Source organism: Fundidesulfovibrio soli, assembly GCF_022808695.1.
Lineage (GTDB): Bacteria > Desulfobacterota > Desulfovibrionia > Desulfovibrionales > Desulfovibrionaceae > Fundidesulfovibrio > Fundidesulfovibrio soli.
On the sequence record NZ_JAKZKW010000001.1, the window covers coordinates 200,987 to 215,164 of the forward strand.

The 14,178-nt window shown below is 60.6% G+C and carries 12 protein-coding genes and 1 tRNA gene; 8 read left to right on the top strand and 5 right to left on the bottom strand.

Annotation, left to right across the window (positions count from 1 at the left end; all coding sequences use genetic code 11):
* Positions 1-50: 50 nt before the first annotated feature.
* The gene (locus tag MLE18_RS00960; protein WP_243366480.1) at positions 51-1,049 is read right to left on the bottom strand and encodes a bile acid:sodium symporter family protein; all 999 of its coding nucleotides are present in this window, start codon (positions 1,047-1,049) and stop codon (positions 51-53) included.
* An 83-nt stretch (positions 1,050-1,132) separates the two neighbouring features.
* On the opposite strand from MLE18_RS00960, the gene MLE18_RS00965 reads away from it, so the two are divergent.
* Positions 1,133-1,933: an AraC family transcriptional regulator gene (locus MLE18_RS00965; protein ID WP_243366482.1), complete on the top strand. Its 801-nt coding sequence runs from the start codon at positions 1,133-1,135 to the stop codon at positions 1,931-1,933.
* 117 nt (positions 1,934-2,050) lie between these two features.
* Complete coding sequence (locus tag MLE18_RS00970) at positions 2,051-2,320, top strand: hypothetical protein (RefSeq protein ID WP_243366484.1); 270 nt, start codon at positions 2,051-2,053, stop codon at positions 2,318-2,320.
* A 149-nt stretch (positions 2,321-2,469) separates the two neighbouring features.
* Here the strand turns inward: MLE18_RS00970 and MLE18_RS00975 are convergent, their stop codons facing one another.
* Both MLE18_RS00975 and MLE18_RS00980 read right to left on the bottom strand, forming a co-directional pair.
* Positions 2,470-4,239, bottom strand: coding sequence for an aldehyde ferredoxin oxidoreductase N-terminal domain-containing protein (locus tag MLE18_RS00975; protein ID WP_243366486.1), 1,770 nt, complete (start codon positions 4,237-4,239; stop codon positions 2,470-2,472).
* Positions 4,226-4,672, bottom strand: a complete 447-nt coding sequence (locus tag MLE18_RS00980; RefSeq protein ID WP_243366488.1) for a 4Fe-4S binding protein — start codon at positions 4,670-4,672, stop codon at positions 4,226-4,228. Before MLE18_RS00980 ends, MLE18_RS00975 begins: the two co-directional genes overlap by 14 nt.
* A 246-nt stretch (positions 4,673-4,918) precedes the next feature.
* Here MLE18_RS00980 and MLE18_RS00985 point away from each other — a divergent pair, with 246 nt between their 5' ends.
* Complete coding sequence (locus MLE18_RS00985; RefSeq protein WP_243366490.1) at positions 4,919-5,422, top strand: phospholipase D family nuclease; 504 nt, start codon at positions 4,919-4,921, stop codon at positions 5,420-5,422.
* A gap of 620 nt (positions 5,423-6,042) precedes the next feature.
* Here the strand turns inward: MLE18_RS00985 and MLE18_RS00990 are convergent.
* Both MLE18_RS00990 and MLE18_RS00995 read right to left on the bottom strand, forming a co-directional pair.
* The gene (locus MLE18_RS00990) at positions 6,043-7,827 is read right to left on the bottom strand and encodes a UDP-N-acetylglucosamine 2-epimerase (RefSeq protein WP_243366492.1); all 1,785 of its coding nucleotides are present in this window, start codon (positions 7,825-7,827) and stop codon (positions 6,043-6,045) included.
* Positions 7,828-8,422: 595 nt separating this feature from the next.
* A tRNA-Pro gene (locus tag MLE18_RS00995) sits at positions 8,423-8,500 on the bottom strand.
* A 176-nt stretch (positions 8,501-8,676) separates the two neighbouring features.
* Between MLE18_RS00995 and MLE18_RS01000 the strand changes: the two genes are divergently transcribed.
* The 5 genes from MLE18_RS01000 to MLE18_RS01020 all read left to right on the top strand — a co-directional run bounded on the left by MLE18_RS01000 (position 8,677) and on the right by MLE18_RS01020 (position 14,177).
* Positions 8,677-9,774 (top strand): protein-glutamate methylesterase/protein-glutamine glutaminase, encoded by a 1,098-nt coding sequence (locus MLE18_RS01000; RefSeq protein WP_243366494.1) that lies wholly within the window; start codon positions 8,677-8,679, stop codon positions 9,772-9,774.
* A 42-nt stretch (positions 9,775-9,816) separates the two neighbouring features.
* The gene (locus MLE18_RS01005; RefSeq protein WP_243366496.1) at positions 9,817-11,745 is read left to right on the top strand and encodes a HEAT repeat domain-containing protein; all 1,929 of its coding nucleotides are present in this window, start codon (positions 9,817-9,819) and stop codon (positions 11,743-11,745) included.
* Positions 11,745-12,623: a CheR family methyltransferase gene (locus MLE18_RS01010; protein WP_243366498.1), complete on the top strand. Its 879-nt coding sequence runs from the start codon at positions 11,745-11,747 to the stop codon at positions 12,621-12,623. The genes MLE18_RS01005 and MLE18_RS01010 overlap by 1 nt, the downstream gene beginning before the upstream one ends.
* A gap of 73 nt (positions 12,624-12,696) precedes the next feature.
* Complete coding sequence (locus MLE18_RS01015) at positions 12,697-13,467, top strand: ParA family protein (protein ID WP_243366500.1); 771 nt, start codon at positions 12,697-12,699, stop codon at positions 13,465-13,467.
* On the top strand, positions 13,464-14,177 hold the full coding sequence (locus MLE18_RS01020) for a chemotaxis protein CheW (RefSeq protein ID WP_243366502.1): 714 nt from the start codon (positions 13,464-13,466) through the stop codon (positions 14,175-14,177). The genes MLE18_RS01015 and MLE18_RS01020 overlap by 4 nt, the downstream gene beginning before the upstream one ends.
* Position 14,178: the final 1 nt, after the last annotated feature.

The window sequence follows — 14,178 nt, forward strand, 5'->3', positions numbered from 1 at the left end:
GCCGCGCCGCCGGAGGAGTTCCAGGATATCCAGACTCGACGGATGCGGCGCTATTCGGCGGCGGGAACGGCGACCCTGCGGGCGTAGCGATCCGCCAGAATGGAGCAGGCGAAGAGCTGGAGCTGGTGGTAGAACATGATGGGCAGCACGATCAGGCCCAGTGCGGGGTGCGCGCCGAAGAGCATCTTGGCCATGGGCACGCCCGAGGCCAGGGTCTTCTTGGAGCCGCACATCACGGCGGTGATGCGGTCCTCGGTGCAGAAGCCCAGGCGCGAGGCGATGAAGGTGGTGCAGGTCAGCACGACGGCCAGGATCAGAGCCGCTCCGGCGAAGGCGAAGCCCAGGGTGCCCACGCCGTAGTCGGTCCACAGCCCGGAGACCACCGAGTCGCAGAAGGAGCTGAACACCAGGAGCAGGATCACGCATTTGTCGAAGGGGTTGATGGTCTTCTTGTGCTTGTCGAACCAGGTGCCCAGGAAGGGGCGCAGGCCCTGCCCGACCATGAAGGGCAGCAGGAGCAGGGTGGCGATCTTCACAATGGCCTGCCCCAGGGGGATGCCCTCGCCGCTGGCGCCGGTGACGAAGCTGATGAGCAGCGGGGTCAGGAACACGCCGAGCAGGCTCGAAAGCGTGGCGTTGAAGATGGCCCCGGGCACGTTGCCCTTGGCGATGCCGGTCATGGCCACCGAGGACGAAATAGTGGAGGGCAGGGCGCAGAGGTAGAAGAAGCCCAGCAGCAGCGCCGGAGGCAGCAGCGTGCCGAACGCGGCGTCCAGCGCCAGCCAGAGCAGCGGGAACATGGCGAAGGTCATGAGCTGCACGGTGAGGTGCAGCTTCCAGCGGGACATGCCCGCCCACATCTTCTCGGTGGAAAGCCCCAGGCCGTGCAGCAGGAACACGGAGCAAATGCCCCAGTCCGCCAGCTTGTCGGCGTGGATCGCGCCGCCCGTCTTACCTATCCAGGGGAACAAGGTGGCCAGCACCACGGCGCTGATCATCCCCACCAGAAACCAGTCCTTCGCCATCTTGCGCAAAGCCTTGCCGATCATGACGCACTCTCCTTCGCGGGCAGACGCCGCAAGGGATGCCTACGCTTTGACAGGTCTGGGCGATATCGATAGAAATCCAACTTATGTCGTTAAAAGGACAACATTTCACCGAGCGCGAGCTTCCCGCCCTGGTCAGCCTGCCCAGGCCGGTGTTCGTGCGCCTGGAGATGCTGCCCGCCGGTTCGCGCACTCGCGTGCATAGCCACCCCTGGGGGCAGTTCACCTACGCCTCAAAGGGCGTGCTGGAGGTGAGCACGGCCACGGGCAGCCACGTGGCCCCGCCGGACCGGGCCGTGTGGATTCCCCCGGAAACGGAGCACAGCGTCACCAACTCGGCAGAGGCCGAGATGCGATCGCTTTATGTGGAGGCCTCCGCCGTGGCCAGGCCGCTGCGGAGGGAATGCAAGGTGCTGGAAGTGACGCCGCTCATGCGCGAGCTGCTCCAAGCCGTGTCGCGCATCCCGGCCGAGTATACCGAGGAGGGGCCTGAGGCCCGGCTGGTGGCCGTGCTTCTGGACCAGATGGAGCTGCTGCCCGAGGTGGACTTCTCCCTGCCGTTCCCCTCCGACGAACGCCTGCGCAAGGTCTGCCAGGCGCTCAAGGAGCACCCGGACGACAAGCGCACCCGCGCCCAACTGGCCCATGAGGCCGGCATATCCGACAAGACGCTCATCCGCCTGTTCCAACGCGATACGGGCCTCTCCTTCCGGGACTGGCGGCAGCGGCTGCGGCTGCTGCTCTCGCTCACGGCCCTGGCTGCCGGGCAGAGCGTCACCGCCGTGGCCCTGGACGCGGGGTACGAGTCCACGTCGGCCTTCATAGCGGCGTTCAGGAAACGCTTCGGCAGGACGCCGGGGGAGTTCTTCAAGCGTTCGGCATCTTGAAAAATGGGGTTGACCAGGAACGTTTGAGTTGAGAACCATTGTGGCCTGGAATTCAGGGCCATCTCTTAACCTTTCGGTACTGTCGCGCCGTTTTATACAATGTAAGAGAGGTATGCCGTGCCGCTGTACACCTACATTGCGACGTTCAAGGGCAAAAGCCACATCTCCCAGGACAGGCAAAGCAATTTCCGTGGTTTTATTGATGCCTGGACAGACACAGCCACCACAGCAGCGCTTGGTCTTCCGCCTGACCTCAAGCGCATTCTGTACAAAAATATGGATCGATCTGACTTTGTAGAGGTCCAGAATAGAAAGCATGTTTGGAGAAGAGTGATTAACTTGGATGGTGACGATCTCGTCATCTATGCAGTTCAGACTCAGACGTGACTTAACTTCTGACGCCTGTTCTTTCCTGCATATTTGACAATTCATCCTTAAGGCTGTTTCGTACTGCTCCGTCGGAGTAAACAACAAAGCGGGTGCAGGCCGAAACCTGCACCCGCATTCATGCTCGTCCTGACTGACCTTGCGCTCCCTCAGGAACCAGTCACTTCCTTCGATGCCCCGAATTCCGCGATGCGCGCGGCGTACCCCTTCCTCAGCGCCTCCATGTAGTCGGCGTCCACGGGGCCCTTCCAGGTGGTTATCTCGCTGAAGCGCTTGGGGATCTTTGTGGCCATGGGGTCGAACCCGGTTGCTATCTTGAGCCGCCAGCGCTCCCGCCGCACGCCTTCCGACGCGGGCATGAGCCCCTGCGCCAGTTCCTTGTACCCCAGGCAGTCCAGGGCCTCGGCCACGCGCTCGGGCTTGTAGACCCCGCGCGCGAACAGGCAGGCCACCAGGTTGGTGAGCATCACGCGCTCGGTCTCGTCGTCGAGCAGGAACTTCACGGTCTTGTCCACGTCCTTCTCGGCGTGCTTCTGGTCGTAGGAGTAGCCGGAGGTGTCCAGGTGGGAATGCCGGAATCCCACGGTCTGCGAGACGAAGTACGTCTCCCCCGTGGCGTACCCGGCCATCTCCTGCCCGATGACGCAGGCGAAGTCCTCTCCGCCGTAGCTCCTGGCCGCCACAAGGGCTCCCTTGCCCAGCGCGCCGTAGAAGTCGTTGCTCTTGTGGCCGATGTGCCACAGGGCCTTGCGGTAACCCTCCAGGTCCCCGAAGGCGAGGGGAATCAGGGTCTGCTCCTGGGAGACGAGCCCCTTCTGGAAGGCTTCGGTGGCCCAGGCCAGTGTAACTCCCGCCGAGATGACATCGAGCCCCTGGCGGTCGGACATGTCGATGAGCGACAGGATGCTCGCCGGATCGACCACGCCCAGCATGGTGCCCACGGCGAAGTTGGGCTCGTGGTCATAGGAGACCTGGTGGATGGCGAAGCGGTGCTGGTCGGAGAACTGCTCGCGCAGCATGCCCACGTGGATGCAGCCCACCGGGCAGCCGGAGCAGGCGGCGTTGCGCATGAGCACCTTGTCCGCGAAGGCCTCGCCAGAGCATTTGGCCACGTCCGGGTCGGAGGTGGCGGTCATGTTGCGCCACGGCAGGGACTTGATCTCGTTCAAGGGCAGGGCGTTCACCGGGGTGCCGAGGTTGTGGTATTTCTCCATCATCTCGGTGTCGGTCATCTGCTCGTGGATGGACTTGAACAGCTTGGGATAGCTCTTGTTCTCCGGCAGGGGCATGTTTCCGTCGCCGTGGATCACGATTCCCTTGAGGTTCTTCGCGCCCATGACCGCGCCCGAGCCCAGGCGGCCGAAATGCCGGAAGGTGTCCGTGTTGATGCAGGCGTAGGAGCTGAGGTTTTCGCCCGCGGGGCCTATGCGCAAAATGCTGCGGTGGCCCGAGTTGCCCGGCACCACCTTGCGCAGCAGCTTGCCCGTGGTGGCCACGTCGGCGCCCCAGAGGTAGTGCACGTCCAACAGCCGCAACTGCCGGGAGCCCACCACAAGGCATGAGGGCGCGGAAGCCCTCCCCACCAGCACAAGGGCGTCCAGCCCCGCGAAGCGCAGCGCCAGGGAGCTGCGCCCGCCCGCGTGGCTCTCGGCGTAGTTCTCGTTATAGGGCGACTTGAAGCCGCACACGGTCTTGCTCATAAGCGGGAAGTAGCCGTTGAGCGGCCCGATGGCGAAGATCAGCGGTTGCCGCGGGTCGAATGCCGGAGCCGTGACGTCGCCGTATTTGGCGAAAAGCATGGCGGCCAGCCCGGAGCCCCCGCACCAGACGGACCTGCCGGGCAGCATCTGGATGTCGCCCTTGCCGGCGTCCAGATCATAGACCAGGACACGGAACTCCTCGGGGTTACTCTGGAACATGGCAGCTCTCCGTGCACGGCGCGAGGCGCGTTTCCGCGTCCAGCAGCGCCAGGCAGTCATGCGGGCAGAAGCTGACGCACTGCCCGCAGTGGATGCAGACGTAGGGGTTGGTGTCGGAGTCCAGGGCGATGGCGTCCACGGGGCAGGCCGCCGCGCACTGGCCGCACTGGATGCAGATCTGGCGCTTGAGCAGCACCCCCCCACCGGACTTGCGCTGCGAGATGGCCCCGGTGGGGCAGGCCGCCGCGCATGGGGCGGGGTCGCAGGCCACGCACAACTGGGCCTGGAAGCCGCTTGTCAGGCCACCCGAAGATTTGATGCGGATGCCCGCCATGTTCCAGGAAACCGACTTGTACACCAGCCTCGCGCACGCCAGAGAGCAGCAGTGGCAGCCTATGCAGCGCTCCATGCGGACCGCTCGGTGGACTTTCATGATGACCTCCCAACCGGGGATTGAGCCGCCTTGGGAGCAGCCGTGCCGCACGAAAGGACTGCCTGACGCTGGCTGCTCCCGGCATCACCGTCATCAGTAGCCCGCCACGGTCCGGGCGGTCAATCGCAGGATGGAGATGCCCGCATCCTTGCGGCCACTGGCTGGTTGGCATTATCCCGTATGATCGGCGGCAGGGGAGGACTCCCCGGCCTGATTGGAGGTCTCATGCGGATGCCAAGCGTGTTGATGGGAGCCTTAGCCGTCCTGCTGGCCACATGCGCGGCCCAGGCCAGGGACTTGAGGCTCGACTGCCCGGCGCAGGTCTTCTTCTCGCCCAAGGGCGGCTGCACCGAGGCCATCGAAGCCCTGCTCGACCAGGCCGCCGTGTCCGTCTACGTGCAGGCCTTCGGCTTCACCGCGCCCAGGATCCGCGAAGCGCTCATCAGGGCGCAGAAGCGGGGCGTCCAGGTGCTGGCGCTGGTGGACAAGTCCAACCGGGAGAACCCCAGGTCCATCGCCCCCGCACTGCGCGAGGCCGGGGTGGAGGTGCTTGTGGACGACCAGCACGCCATTGCGCACAACAAGCTGATGCTGGTGGACGGCCGCACCGTCCTGACGGGCAGCTTCAACTTCACGGCCTCCGCCGAGAAGGACTTCGCCGAGAACGTCCTCATCCTGCACAGCCCGGAGCTGGCCGCAATCTATCTTGAGAATTTCCGGGCGCACCTGGAGCACAGTGCACGGAAGTAAACGCCGGGTAGTCGAAATGGGGACCTTAAAAGGTGTTGCCTGCCTCGGACGCCAAAAGGAATTAAGAGGGCTCCGGTGTAATGGCAGCCCCCCGAAGTCTATGGGTCGGAATGGAAGGATCACTGGCTGTCTTGTGGATTAAGTTGCCCGATTGAAACGTGCTTAGAAATCGTTCGGAGGACTATAACACCGCTGTATTCGAAAATCTTACCAATGTTTCTGTTTCACTGCCGAGAACACCATTGAGTTTACTTCATGGATGGTTCATGTCTGTCGGCTTACGCCGGTAAAGAACCAGAAAACAATGGCTTTGCTTTGCCGGTTGCCGTCATTTTTAAGAACAATTTTCTGAGTCCATTGCTTCAGGACGCAGAAGACAGATGCAGGAATCATCTGGCCTTCAAGATGCACACAACACAGTTGGCTGGTTGTGTGTCACGAATGTCGAATGTCAGAGAGGCACATGGTGAAGCATCTTTCAGCTCAACGCGCAGTGATTTGGATTAGATGTCGATTTGGCAGAGCAGCATTGTGTCGCCACATGGCCGATGAATAAAAAGCAATAGAATGCTGAACAGGTTTACAACGAATATGGACGAATTTTAAAGTGCAATATATTGTCAGGAATTAGATTTAAGTATGCGTTTTAATATCCTGTCGGCACTTGCGCCATCGACTGCGGTGCAAAACTTCACAACATTCTCAAGCAAGGCGAATGCTTCGCGCCTCATTGGGGTGTCTGAGACGAGCATGTCAATCTTGGCAATGCATTCATCAGGTGAGCGCGCGCCAAGACAGAGTCCTTCCTCGACAAAATCAAGTATCGGCATTGACGACGAATAATTGTAAGAGAGTGAGATGTTACCCATCACCGCAGCCTCAATGACAAGGTTGCTGCTCATTGTGATAAGCAGCGATGAGGCATGGATAACCGCGAGAACGTCACATTTCTCGATGAGTTTAAAGTGGCTTGGGTTGCCTAGATCAGCTAACAGGCTCTCGAACAGGTCAATCGGGTCGCCCGGGTGAAGTTTGATAACGACAAAAAAATCAGTTCGTTGCCGCAGGGCTTCAAGAGTGGGACGGATTTCCGTCAATTGGTTTGAGCGATTCTCCGTTGCAACAACGATAAGTGGCCTGCCATCCCATTCTGGGACAATCGTTTGCGTGTACGTCACGTCGACTTGCTTGTCCCGGCCATAGGCTTGATCATAATGAACGGAGCCCACCGGGATAATGGAATCCGCCTCAATGCCGGATTTGACCATCAGATCGGCGAGTTGCGAGCCGTACACCAAATGTATCTTGGCCGGAAAGAATCTGCTCGCCGGGTGATCAGAATAGAGGATCGGGCTTACCCCAATGGAGTCTAGGTCAAAATGTGAAGCGGCGTTGAGAAGAAAACTACTGGACGTGTCGCCCTCATTGATGGCTACGACCTTTCGCACGCCTTGTGCCGCGATGATTTCTACCGAAGCGAAAGCAAACTCAAATGAAGCCATGTAATGGGCAAACTTTTCATAAATGGTAAAGAGGGTAGCTATAAGGAAGCTGTTTAATGCATCAGGTCCGACCCTTAGCGGTGCTCGATATGAAATTCGAGGAAGAAGGCCGCGCGTCCGGGCAGCAAAAAAACCCTTGATCAACGTGTCCATACAATAACTTAGGGCAAGCGTGCATGCCAGTGGATTCTCCCCGTCCTTCTCAGAATGCCTAATGACATGCGAAGAGAAATTTTTCAGCTGCGCTTCGGTTTCCTCCGTCAGGCAGAAAAAATAAACATCAAATCCCATGTCAATCAACATCTTGCCGATAGACATGTATGTCTCGCGGTTGATCCCTGAGCCAGAGTCTTCACATGAAAACAAAATGGTTTTATCCGGAGAGACAACGTGATCTATCAAACGGCAGTCTGCACCAGATCCATTGGCCTGCGCCTCCAGTATAAGTGGTTTCATTTCATCGAGCAGGTTTTTTGTTTCCAGTAGCTGGTCTGTCGAGCCGTTTTTGTAGCTCGATATTACTATTAATGAGTCTGCTTTGAATTTATCAAGTAAATATTCGTACGAGAAATAGTAGAAAAATTGCGAAGCTATACTGTGGTATAAGGCGGAGAATGACGCTGTCACTAAAGGATTCTGGGTTAATGAAGACTGGCCTATTATGATGTCTGCGGTGTCATACGCTTTTGCATAGAGCGCTATCTCGTCCTGGTATGGGATCAAGTCTTTGTAGTAAGTGTGTTCAAAAGGAAGTGCTTCACCTCGAAGGGGGTGGTACATGTTGACGACACGTGCATCAGGATAAGATTTTCTTAACTCTAACACATTTCCGACGAGCTCTTTTTTCCCCTGCTCAGTATCGCCATCTTCTCGGCAGGAATGGACCCAGGCTGTTTTATTCATCTTGTATCCCGCTATGATTACGGAGGCTTGTCGGGCGAGACGGCATGTGGCCCGCCGTGATTTCCCATGGTATTCTCGGACAGTGTAGATTAAGAGTGACATTGTAGTCCAGGGCTAAATACAGTGTTGTGTATTTATACGCGATGGGATCATCCTGTTGATGCAACAGGACTGCGGATTATTCGTTCCTGTTGCTGGCGAGGGCTTCCTGGGTAATTTGCCACCCAATTCAAGCTGTCTTGCCGGCTCGTTTCAGGCTGCTCATAATGGTGACGACAACCCACCTTCCTTGCGGTCGAAGTGGCTGATGCTGTGCCGGCGATAGATTCGCGGCTGAACATTCCATTGCGGACAACCTTCGTTGGGCAGGTGCATTTCACCTCATGCTGAATGCCCAGGCCAGCACGGCGATGGCCAGATGAACGTCGAGGAGGCGTCGAAGGGGAGGGGCAGGAGAGTTAGAATTGGTAGTGAAGAGTATGCCGGAAGGACTGGCAGGCCGACGCTTTACTGCCATCGCGAGACACACAGGCCAGGAGGGAGCCCTAAATGCAAAGGGGTTACAGCTTTTTGTGCTGTAACCCCTTGGTTTTCATGGTCGGGATGAGAGGATTCGAACCTCCGGCCTCTGCGTCCCGAACGCAGCGCTCTAGCCATGCTGAGCTACATCCCGATGCGAGAGGACGGTAACTATACACTTGTCCGGGATTTGGCAAGCAGGATTTCGGGTTGTCGTGCGCTTCCTTTTCAAGTAGAAAAGGAATTGCCTGTTTCCGGTTATTTGACGCGTATTCCCGCTCGTCAACTCCAGGCCGGGCTTAGACCCAATCAACCCAAAGGAACGCTATTGTGATACGTGTTGTTGTTGTCGACGACTCCGCCTTCATGCGAAAGGCCCTCGCCTCCATGCTGGAGAAAGACCCCGATATCAGCGTGGTGGCCACGGCCCGTGACGGTCAGGAAGGCCTCGAGCTCATCCGCAAACACAACCCCGATGTGATCACCCTCGATATCGAGATGCCCCGCATGGACGGGCTGACCGCTCTCAAGCACATCATGATGGAGATGCCCAAGCCGGTGCTCATGGTCAGCTCCCTCACGGTGGAGGGGGCGGAGGCCACGCTCAAGGCCATGGAGCTGGGGGCCGTCGATTTCATCCCCAAACAGCTCTCCAAGGTGTCGCTGGACATCGTGAAGATCGAGGACGATCTGCGGGCCAAAGTCAAGCAGATCGCCCGGCGCAGGTTCATCCCGCCTTCCCATCTGCGCAGGCCCGCCCATACTCCGGCGTACGCACCGGCCGCTACGGCTTCAGCGTCGCACACGAACGAGGCCGAGCCCCGCAAGGAGTTCCACAAACCCTCTGGCAGCCTCTTGCACGACGTGGTGGCCATAGGCGTTTCCACGGGGGGGCCCCCGGCGGTGCAGAAGGTGCTCTCCGCGCTTCCGGCTGATTTTCCCGCCTCCATCATCATCGCGCAGCATATGCCTGCGGCCTTTACCGGGCCGTTCGCCAAGAGGCTCGACAGCGTCTGCCAGGTGAGCGTCAAGGAGGCCGAGACCGGCGACAGGCTCGCCCCCGGGCGCGTGTTCATCGCCCCAGGCGGCAAGCACCTGAAGCTGCACCAGAAGGTGAGCCGCGTGGAGATCGAGATCACCACGGAGCCTGCCGAGGCACTCTACAAGCCTTCCGCCAACGTGCTGGTGGCCTCCGCCGCCGAGGCCGTGGGCAAGCGGGCGCTCGGCGTGATCCTCACGGGCATGGGTTCGGACGGCCTTGAAGGCGTGAAGGTGCTCAAGCAGAAGGGCGGGCGGGTGCTGGCCCAGTCCGACGCCACCTGCGTGGTCTACGGCATGCCCAAAGCCATCGTGGACGCCGGACTCGCCGATGAGATCATCGACATCGACGACATGGCCCAGGCCATCATGACGAACCTCTACAAATAGGCGTGAACCTCGTTCAGTTTTTGGACGAAAGCCGGGGAGCTTATGGGTGATCACGACGAACTGCTGAGGCAACTCGGTTCCGGCGATGTCGAGCTTGAACGCGAAGCCGCCTTCTCCGCGGGCGACCGTAAGGTGGAGGAGGCCGTCCCCTATCTGGCCAAGCTGGTGCAGAGCCAGAACCTTGGCGTACAGGAGGCGGCCGACCATGCCCTGCGCAGGATCGGGGGGCCGGTCGTGGTCCGCGCCGTGGCGCCGCTTCTGCGTTCCGACGATCCCCCTGCGCGCAACATCGCCATGGACGTCATGCGCGAGGTGGGCGGCCAGGACTTTCCAACCCTGGTGGCCCTGCTGCATGACGACGACGCCGACATGCGTATCTTCGCCTCCGATATTCTCGGCTCCACCGACAGTCTCCTGGCCGTGGACCCGCTCTGCGAGGCCCTGCTCAAGGATCCCGAGGTGAACGTCCGCTATCAGGCGGCCGTCAGCCTGGGCGAGCTTGGCAGGCCCGAGGCGGCCAAGTGCCTGAACAAGGCCATGAACGACGAGGAGTGGGTCCAGTTCGCCGTCATCGAGGCCCTGGCCAAAATCCGCGACGACACTTCCGTGAGCGCGCTCGTCGGCGCCCTCTCCAAGTCCACCGATCTGGTGGCTTCCATGATCGTGGACGCCCTGGGCGAGATAGGCAACGTCAAGGCCGTGGCCATGCTCATCAAACGTCTTGAGGAATCCCCGGCGGCTCTGCGCAACAAGATATGCAAGGCCGTGGTGAAGATCCTGGGCGGCAAATCGCTCAACCTGCTCTCCGAGCACGACCGGGCCAAATTCCAGGAATACCTGCTGGCCGCCACCTCCGACGAGGACCAGGAGATCCAGGATGCCGCCATTCTCGGGTTGGGCTTCGTTGGTGGCGAAAAGGCCTCGGGCGTGGTCCTCGACCTCGCTGGCGCCTGGGACCCCGACCGCGACCAGGACCGCATCGCCCTGGCCGTGAACACACTCGCGGGCATCGGCCTGAGCCCCGCATTGGAGGAGGCGATCCTCTCCGGACCGCAGGCCCAGGCCCTTGTGGCTGTCGAAGCCGCGGCGCGGATGGGCGGCGAGAGCGTCGCCGGCGTGCTGATGGGCGCCTTCTGGGAGCGCGACCGCGACGTGCAGCGCGCCATCGTCACGGCCCTGATCTCCGTGGCGGGCGCGGAAGCCGTCGACTTCTTCCTTGACGTGCTCGAACGCCACGAGGACGGTAACGTGCTCAAGGCGGCCCTGACCTTCCTGGGTCAGAAGATGCGCGAACCCCGCGCGGCCGAGCTGCTTTTCGGCCAGCTCCACCACCCCTACGACGATGTGAAGGAAACCGCTCTGGACGCCTGTGTAGCCCTGGGCGGACATGAGATGGAGGAGCGGTTCCGGGTCATGGCCGGATCGGACGAACCCCTGGACAGGCTCATGGCGATCTTCGCGCTGGGGCGCATGGACCCCGAAGCCAACCTGGAGACCCTCAAGCTGGCTCTTGAAGACGAAATCCCCGATATCCGCAAGATCGCCCTGGAGGCTGTGGCCTCGCTGTGCAGCACGGCCCTGGACGGGCTGGACCTCCTTGTGTCTCGCCTGTCCGACGAATCGCGCGAGGTCCGTCTCGCCGCGGTCGAACAGATCGGCCACTGTTTGCTCACCGAGGGGAATTCCTACCTGATCCAGGCCCTGGACGACCCGGACGACTGGGTGCGCATCCGGGCCATGGAGGCGCTTGGCATGCGCATGTCCGCCGAGGCGGTCCCCAAACTCGTCAGCCTGCTGGACAGCCCCAACAAGCTTCTTGCACTGCGCGTTGTTGAGACGCTGGGGGAGATCGGGGGCAAGACGGCCTTCCGCGAACTTCTGGAAATCCTCAATTCTGACGACCAGGAGCTTGTCGAGGCAGCGGAGGCGGCCATTTCAAGGATCCAGAACGAACACGGAGAGGATCGCTGATGTCCTCCCTTTTCTCGAAAACGATATCCCTGCGTACGGAGCTCAAAATCTCCGACGCCGAGTTCGTGCAGCTGAGGGATTTCATCTACAAGCAGGCAGGCATCTACATCGCGGACAACCGCAAATATTTGCTGGAAAACCGCCTTGCCAACCGCCTCAAGGAACTCAATCTCCGCAGCTTCGCCGAATACTACCATTTTCTGCAGTACGATCCGTCCAAGAAGCAGGAGCTCTCCAAACTCTTCGAAGTGGTCACCACCAACGAGACCAGCTTCTACCGCAATCCGCCCCAGCTGGCCGTGTTCCAGAACAACGTGCTGCCCGAGGTGCTGGAGAAGCAGCGCAAGCTGGGCGCCAGGAAGCTGCGCATATGGTCCGCCGGGTGCTCCACCGGCGAAGAGCCCTACACCATCGCGATCATCCTGCACGAGGTGCTCAAGAGCGAGATCAACTCCTGGGACATCCGCATCACCGCAAACGACCTCTCCGAGGCCGTCCTGGCGGCCGCGCGCAACGGCGTCTACAACGACTACACGCTGCGCACCACCCCCAAGGAGATCGTGGCGAAATACTTCACCGCGGACGCGGGCAAGTTCAAGGTGAAGCCCGAGGTCAAGCGCCTGGTGCAGTTCGGGCCCATCAACCTGAGCGACAGGGTCATGCTCAAACGGGTGGACCGCTCCCAGATAGTCTTTTGCCGCAACGTCATCATCTACTTCGACGACGAGATGAAAAAGAACGTCATCGGCTCCTTCTACGACAACCTGCAGCCCGGCGGCTTCCTGCTGATCGGCCACTCGGAGTCGCTGCACAACATCTCCCGGGCGTTCAAGCCCAAACACTTCCCGGGGGCGATTGTTTACTTGAAGGAAGGATAAAAATTTCAGGTTGTTGGCCGAATGTGAAAACGCGGGGGCGGCTCTTGCCGGACCGCGCCAGAGGATGGGGAACGTGAGCGCTTTCGTTGTGGCGATCGCCAACCAGAAGGGCGGTGTGGGCAAGACCACGACGGCGCTTTCGCTCGCTGCGGCGCTCGTGCGGCTGGGTAAGCGGGTCCTGCTCATGGATCTCGACCCGCACGGCTGCGCCTCGGTGCATTTGGGGTACTATCCCGAGAATGTCCCGTTCTCGGCCTATGACCTGCTCCTGGCGGAAACTTTCGACCAGGGGCTCTGGGACCGCAGCCTGCTGCGAGGCACGGAAGGCGGCATGGACGTCATCGCCAGCAACGTGAAGCTCACGGAGCTGGATCTGGACCTCCGGGGCCGCGACAACAAGGGCGTACTGCTCAAGAACCTGCTCGGCGAGGCCTCGGAGGACTACGACTACGTGATCCTCGACTGCCCGCCCAATATGGGAGTGCTTCTGGTGAATGCCATGGTGGCGTCGAACCTGCTGATCATCCCCATCCAGACAGACTTCCTGGCTCTGCATGGGTTGCGGCTGATCTTCGACTCCATCCGGCTGCTCAACAAGGTCCTGCCCAAGCCGGTGGCCTGGCGGGCCCTGGCCACCATGTACGACCGCCGCGCGGGCGCCTGCAGGCGTGTGATGCTGCTGTTGCGAAACAAGCTCGGCGACAAACTGTTCGGCACAGTCGTCGATCTGGACACCAAGTTCCGCGAGGCCAGCGCCTCCGGCAAGGTCATCTTCGACATTGCCCCGGATTCGCGCGGAGCGCGTGAATACATGGCCCTGGCAAAGGAAATTCTGTCGTTATGAAGACCCTTGAGAACTATTTCGCCCAGGACGTGACCCTGCCCGAAGCACCGGGGGGCATGCCTGGCCTGACCAATTCCGAGAAGGCCTTCCTGGAGAAATACGTCGGCGCCGGGTGGGAAGGCTCCGAGGCCGCCGGGCAACTCGCCAGGCCGCTTGAGCCCGAACGCGTGATGATGCCCGCCGGGCAGGCCCCGACACAGAGTGCCGGGAAGGCCGCTCAGCAGGAACAGCCCGACGCCCAGCCCGGGCAGGATCTGGAGGCCGGGCTCATGGCCGAGCCTGAGCTGCGGCTTGTGAGCTTCCATGTGGCCGGCCAGCTTTTCGCGGTGCCCATCATGCTCGTGCAGGAGGTGCTCAGGGCCGTTCCCGCCACCAAGCTGCCCGCCGCGCCGGCCTTCCTTGCCGGGGTGACCAACCTGCGCGGCAGGGTGACCCCCCTGGTGGACCTGAGCGTGCTCCTTGACATCGAGCGCAAGGATCAGCAGCCGGACAACTTCCTTATCGTCTGCCGGATCGGCGATATGCAGATCGGAATGCTGGTGCGGGCGATCGACACGATGTACAAAGCCCCGCGAGAGGACATCGAATGGGGCATCGAGGCGAAGGTCGGTGTGAACGCCGACCTGATGGCCGGGCTGCTCAAGGCCCAGGATAGGCTGATCAAGATTCTCTCAGTCAACCGGCTTTTCCAGAAAGTGCTCAAGAGTTAGG

Bases quoted from the DNA above. Each gene is read 5' to 3' on its own strand.
- MLE18_RS00975 (WP_243366486.1), bottom strand. From the start codon at position 4,239: ATGTTCCAGAGTAACCCCGAGGAGTTCCGTGTCCTGGTCTATGATCTG.
- MLE18_RS01010 (WP_243366498.1), top strand. From the start codon at position 11,745: ATGTCCTCCCTTTTCTCGAAAACGATATCCCTGCGTACGGAGCTCAAA.
- MLE18_RS00980 (WP_243366488.1), bottom strand. From the start codon at position 4,672: ATGAAAGTCCACCGAGCGGTCCGCATGGAGCGCTGCATAGGCTGCCAC.
- MLE18_RS00965 (WP_243366482.1), top strand. From the start codon at position 1,133: ATGTCGTTAAAAGGACAACATTTCACCGAGCGCGAGCTTCCCGCCCTG.
- MLE18_RS01005 (WP_243366496.1), top strand. From the start codon at position 9,817: ATGGGTGATCACGACGAACTGCTGAGGCAACTCGGTTCCGGCGATGTC.
- MLE18_RS00990 (WP_243366492.1), bottom strand. From the start codon at position 7,827: ATGAATAAAACAGCCTGGGTCCATTCCTGCCGAGAAGATGGCGATACT.
- MLE18_RS00985 (WP_243366490.1), top strand. From the start codon at position 4,919: ATGGGAGCCTTAGCCGTCCTGCTGGCCACATGCGCGGCCCAGGCCAGG.
- MLE18_RS01020 (WP_243366502.1), top strand. From the start codon at position 13,464: ATGAAGACCCTTGAGAACTATTTCGCCCAGGACGTGACCCTGCCCGAA.
- MLE18_RS00960 (WP_243366480.1), bottom strand. From the start codon at position 1,049: ATGATCGGCAAGGCTTTGCGCAAGATGGCGAAGGACTGGTTTCTGGTG.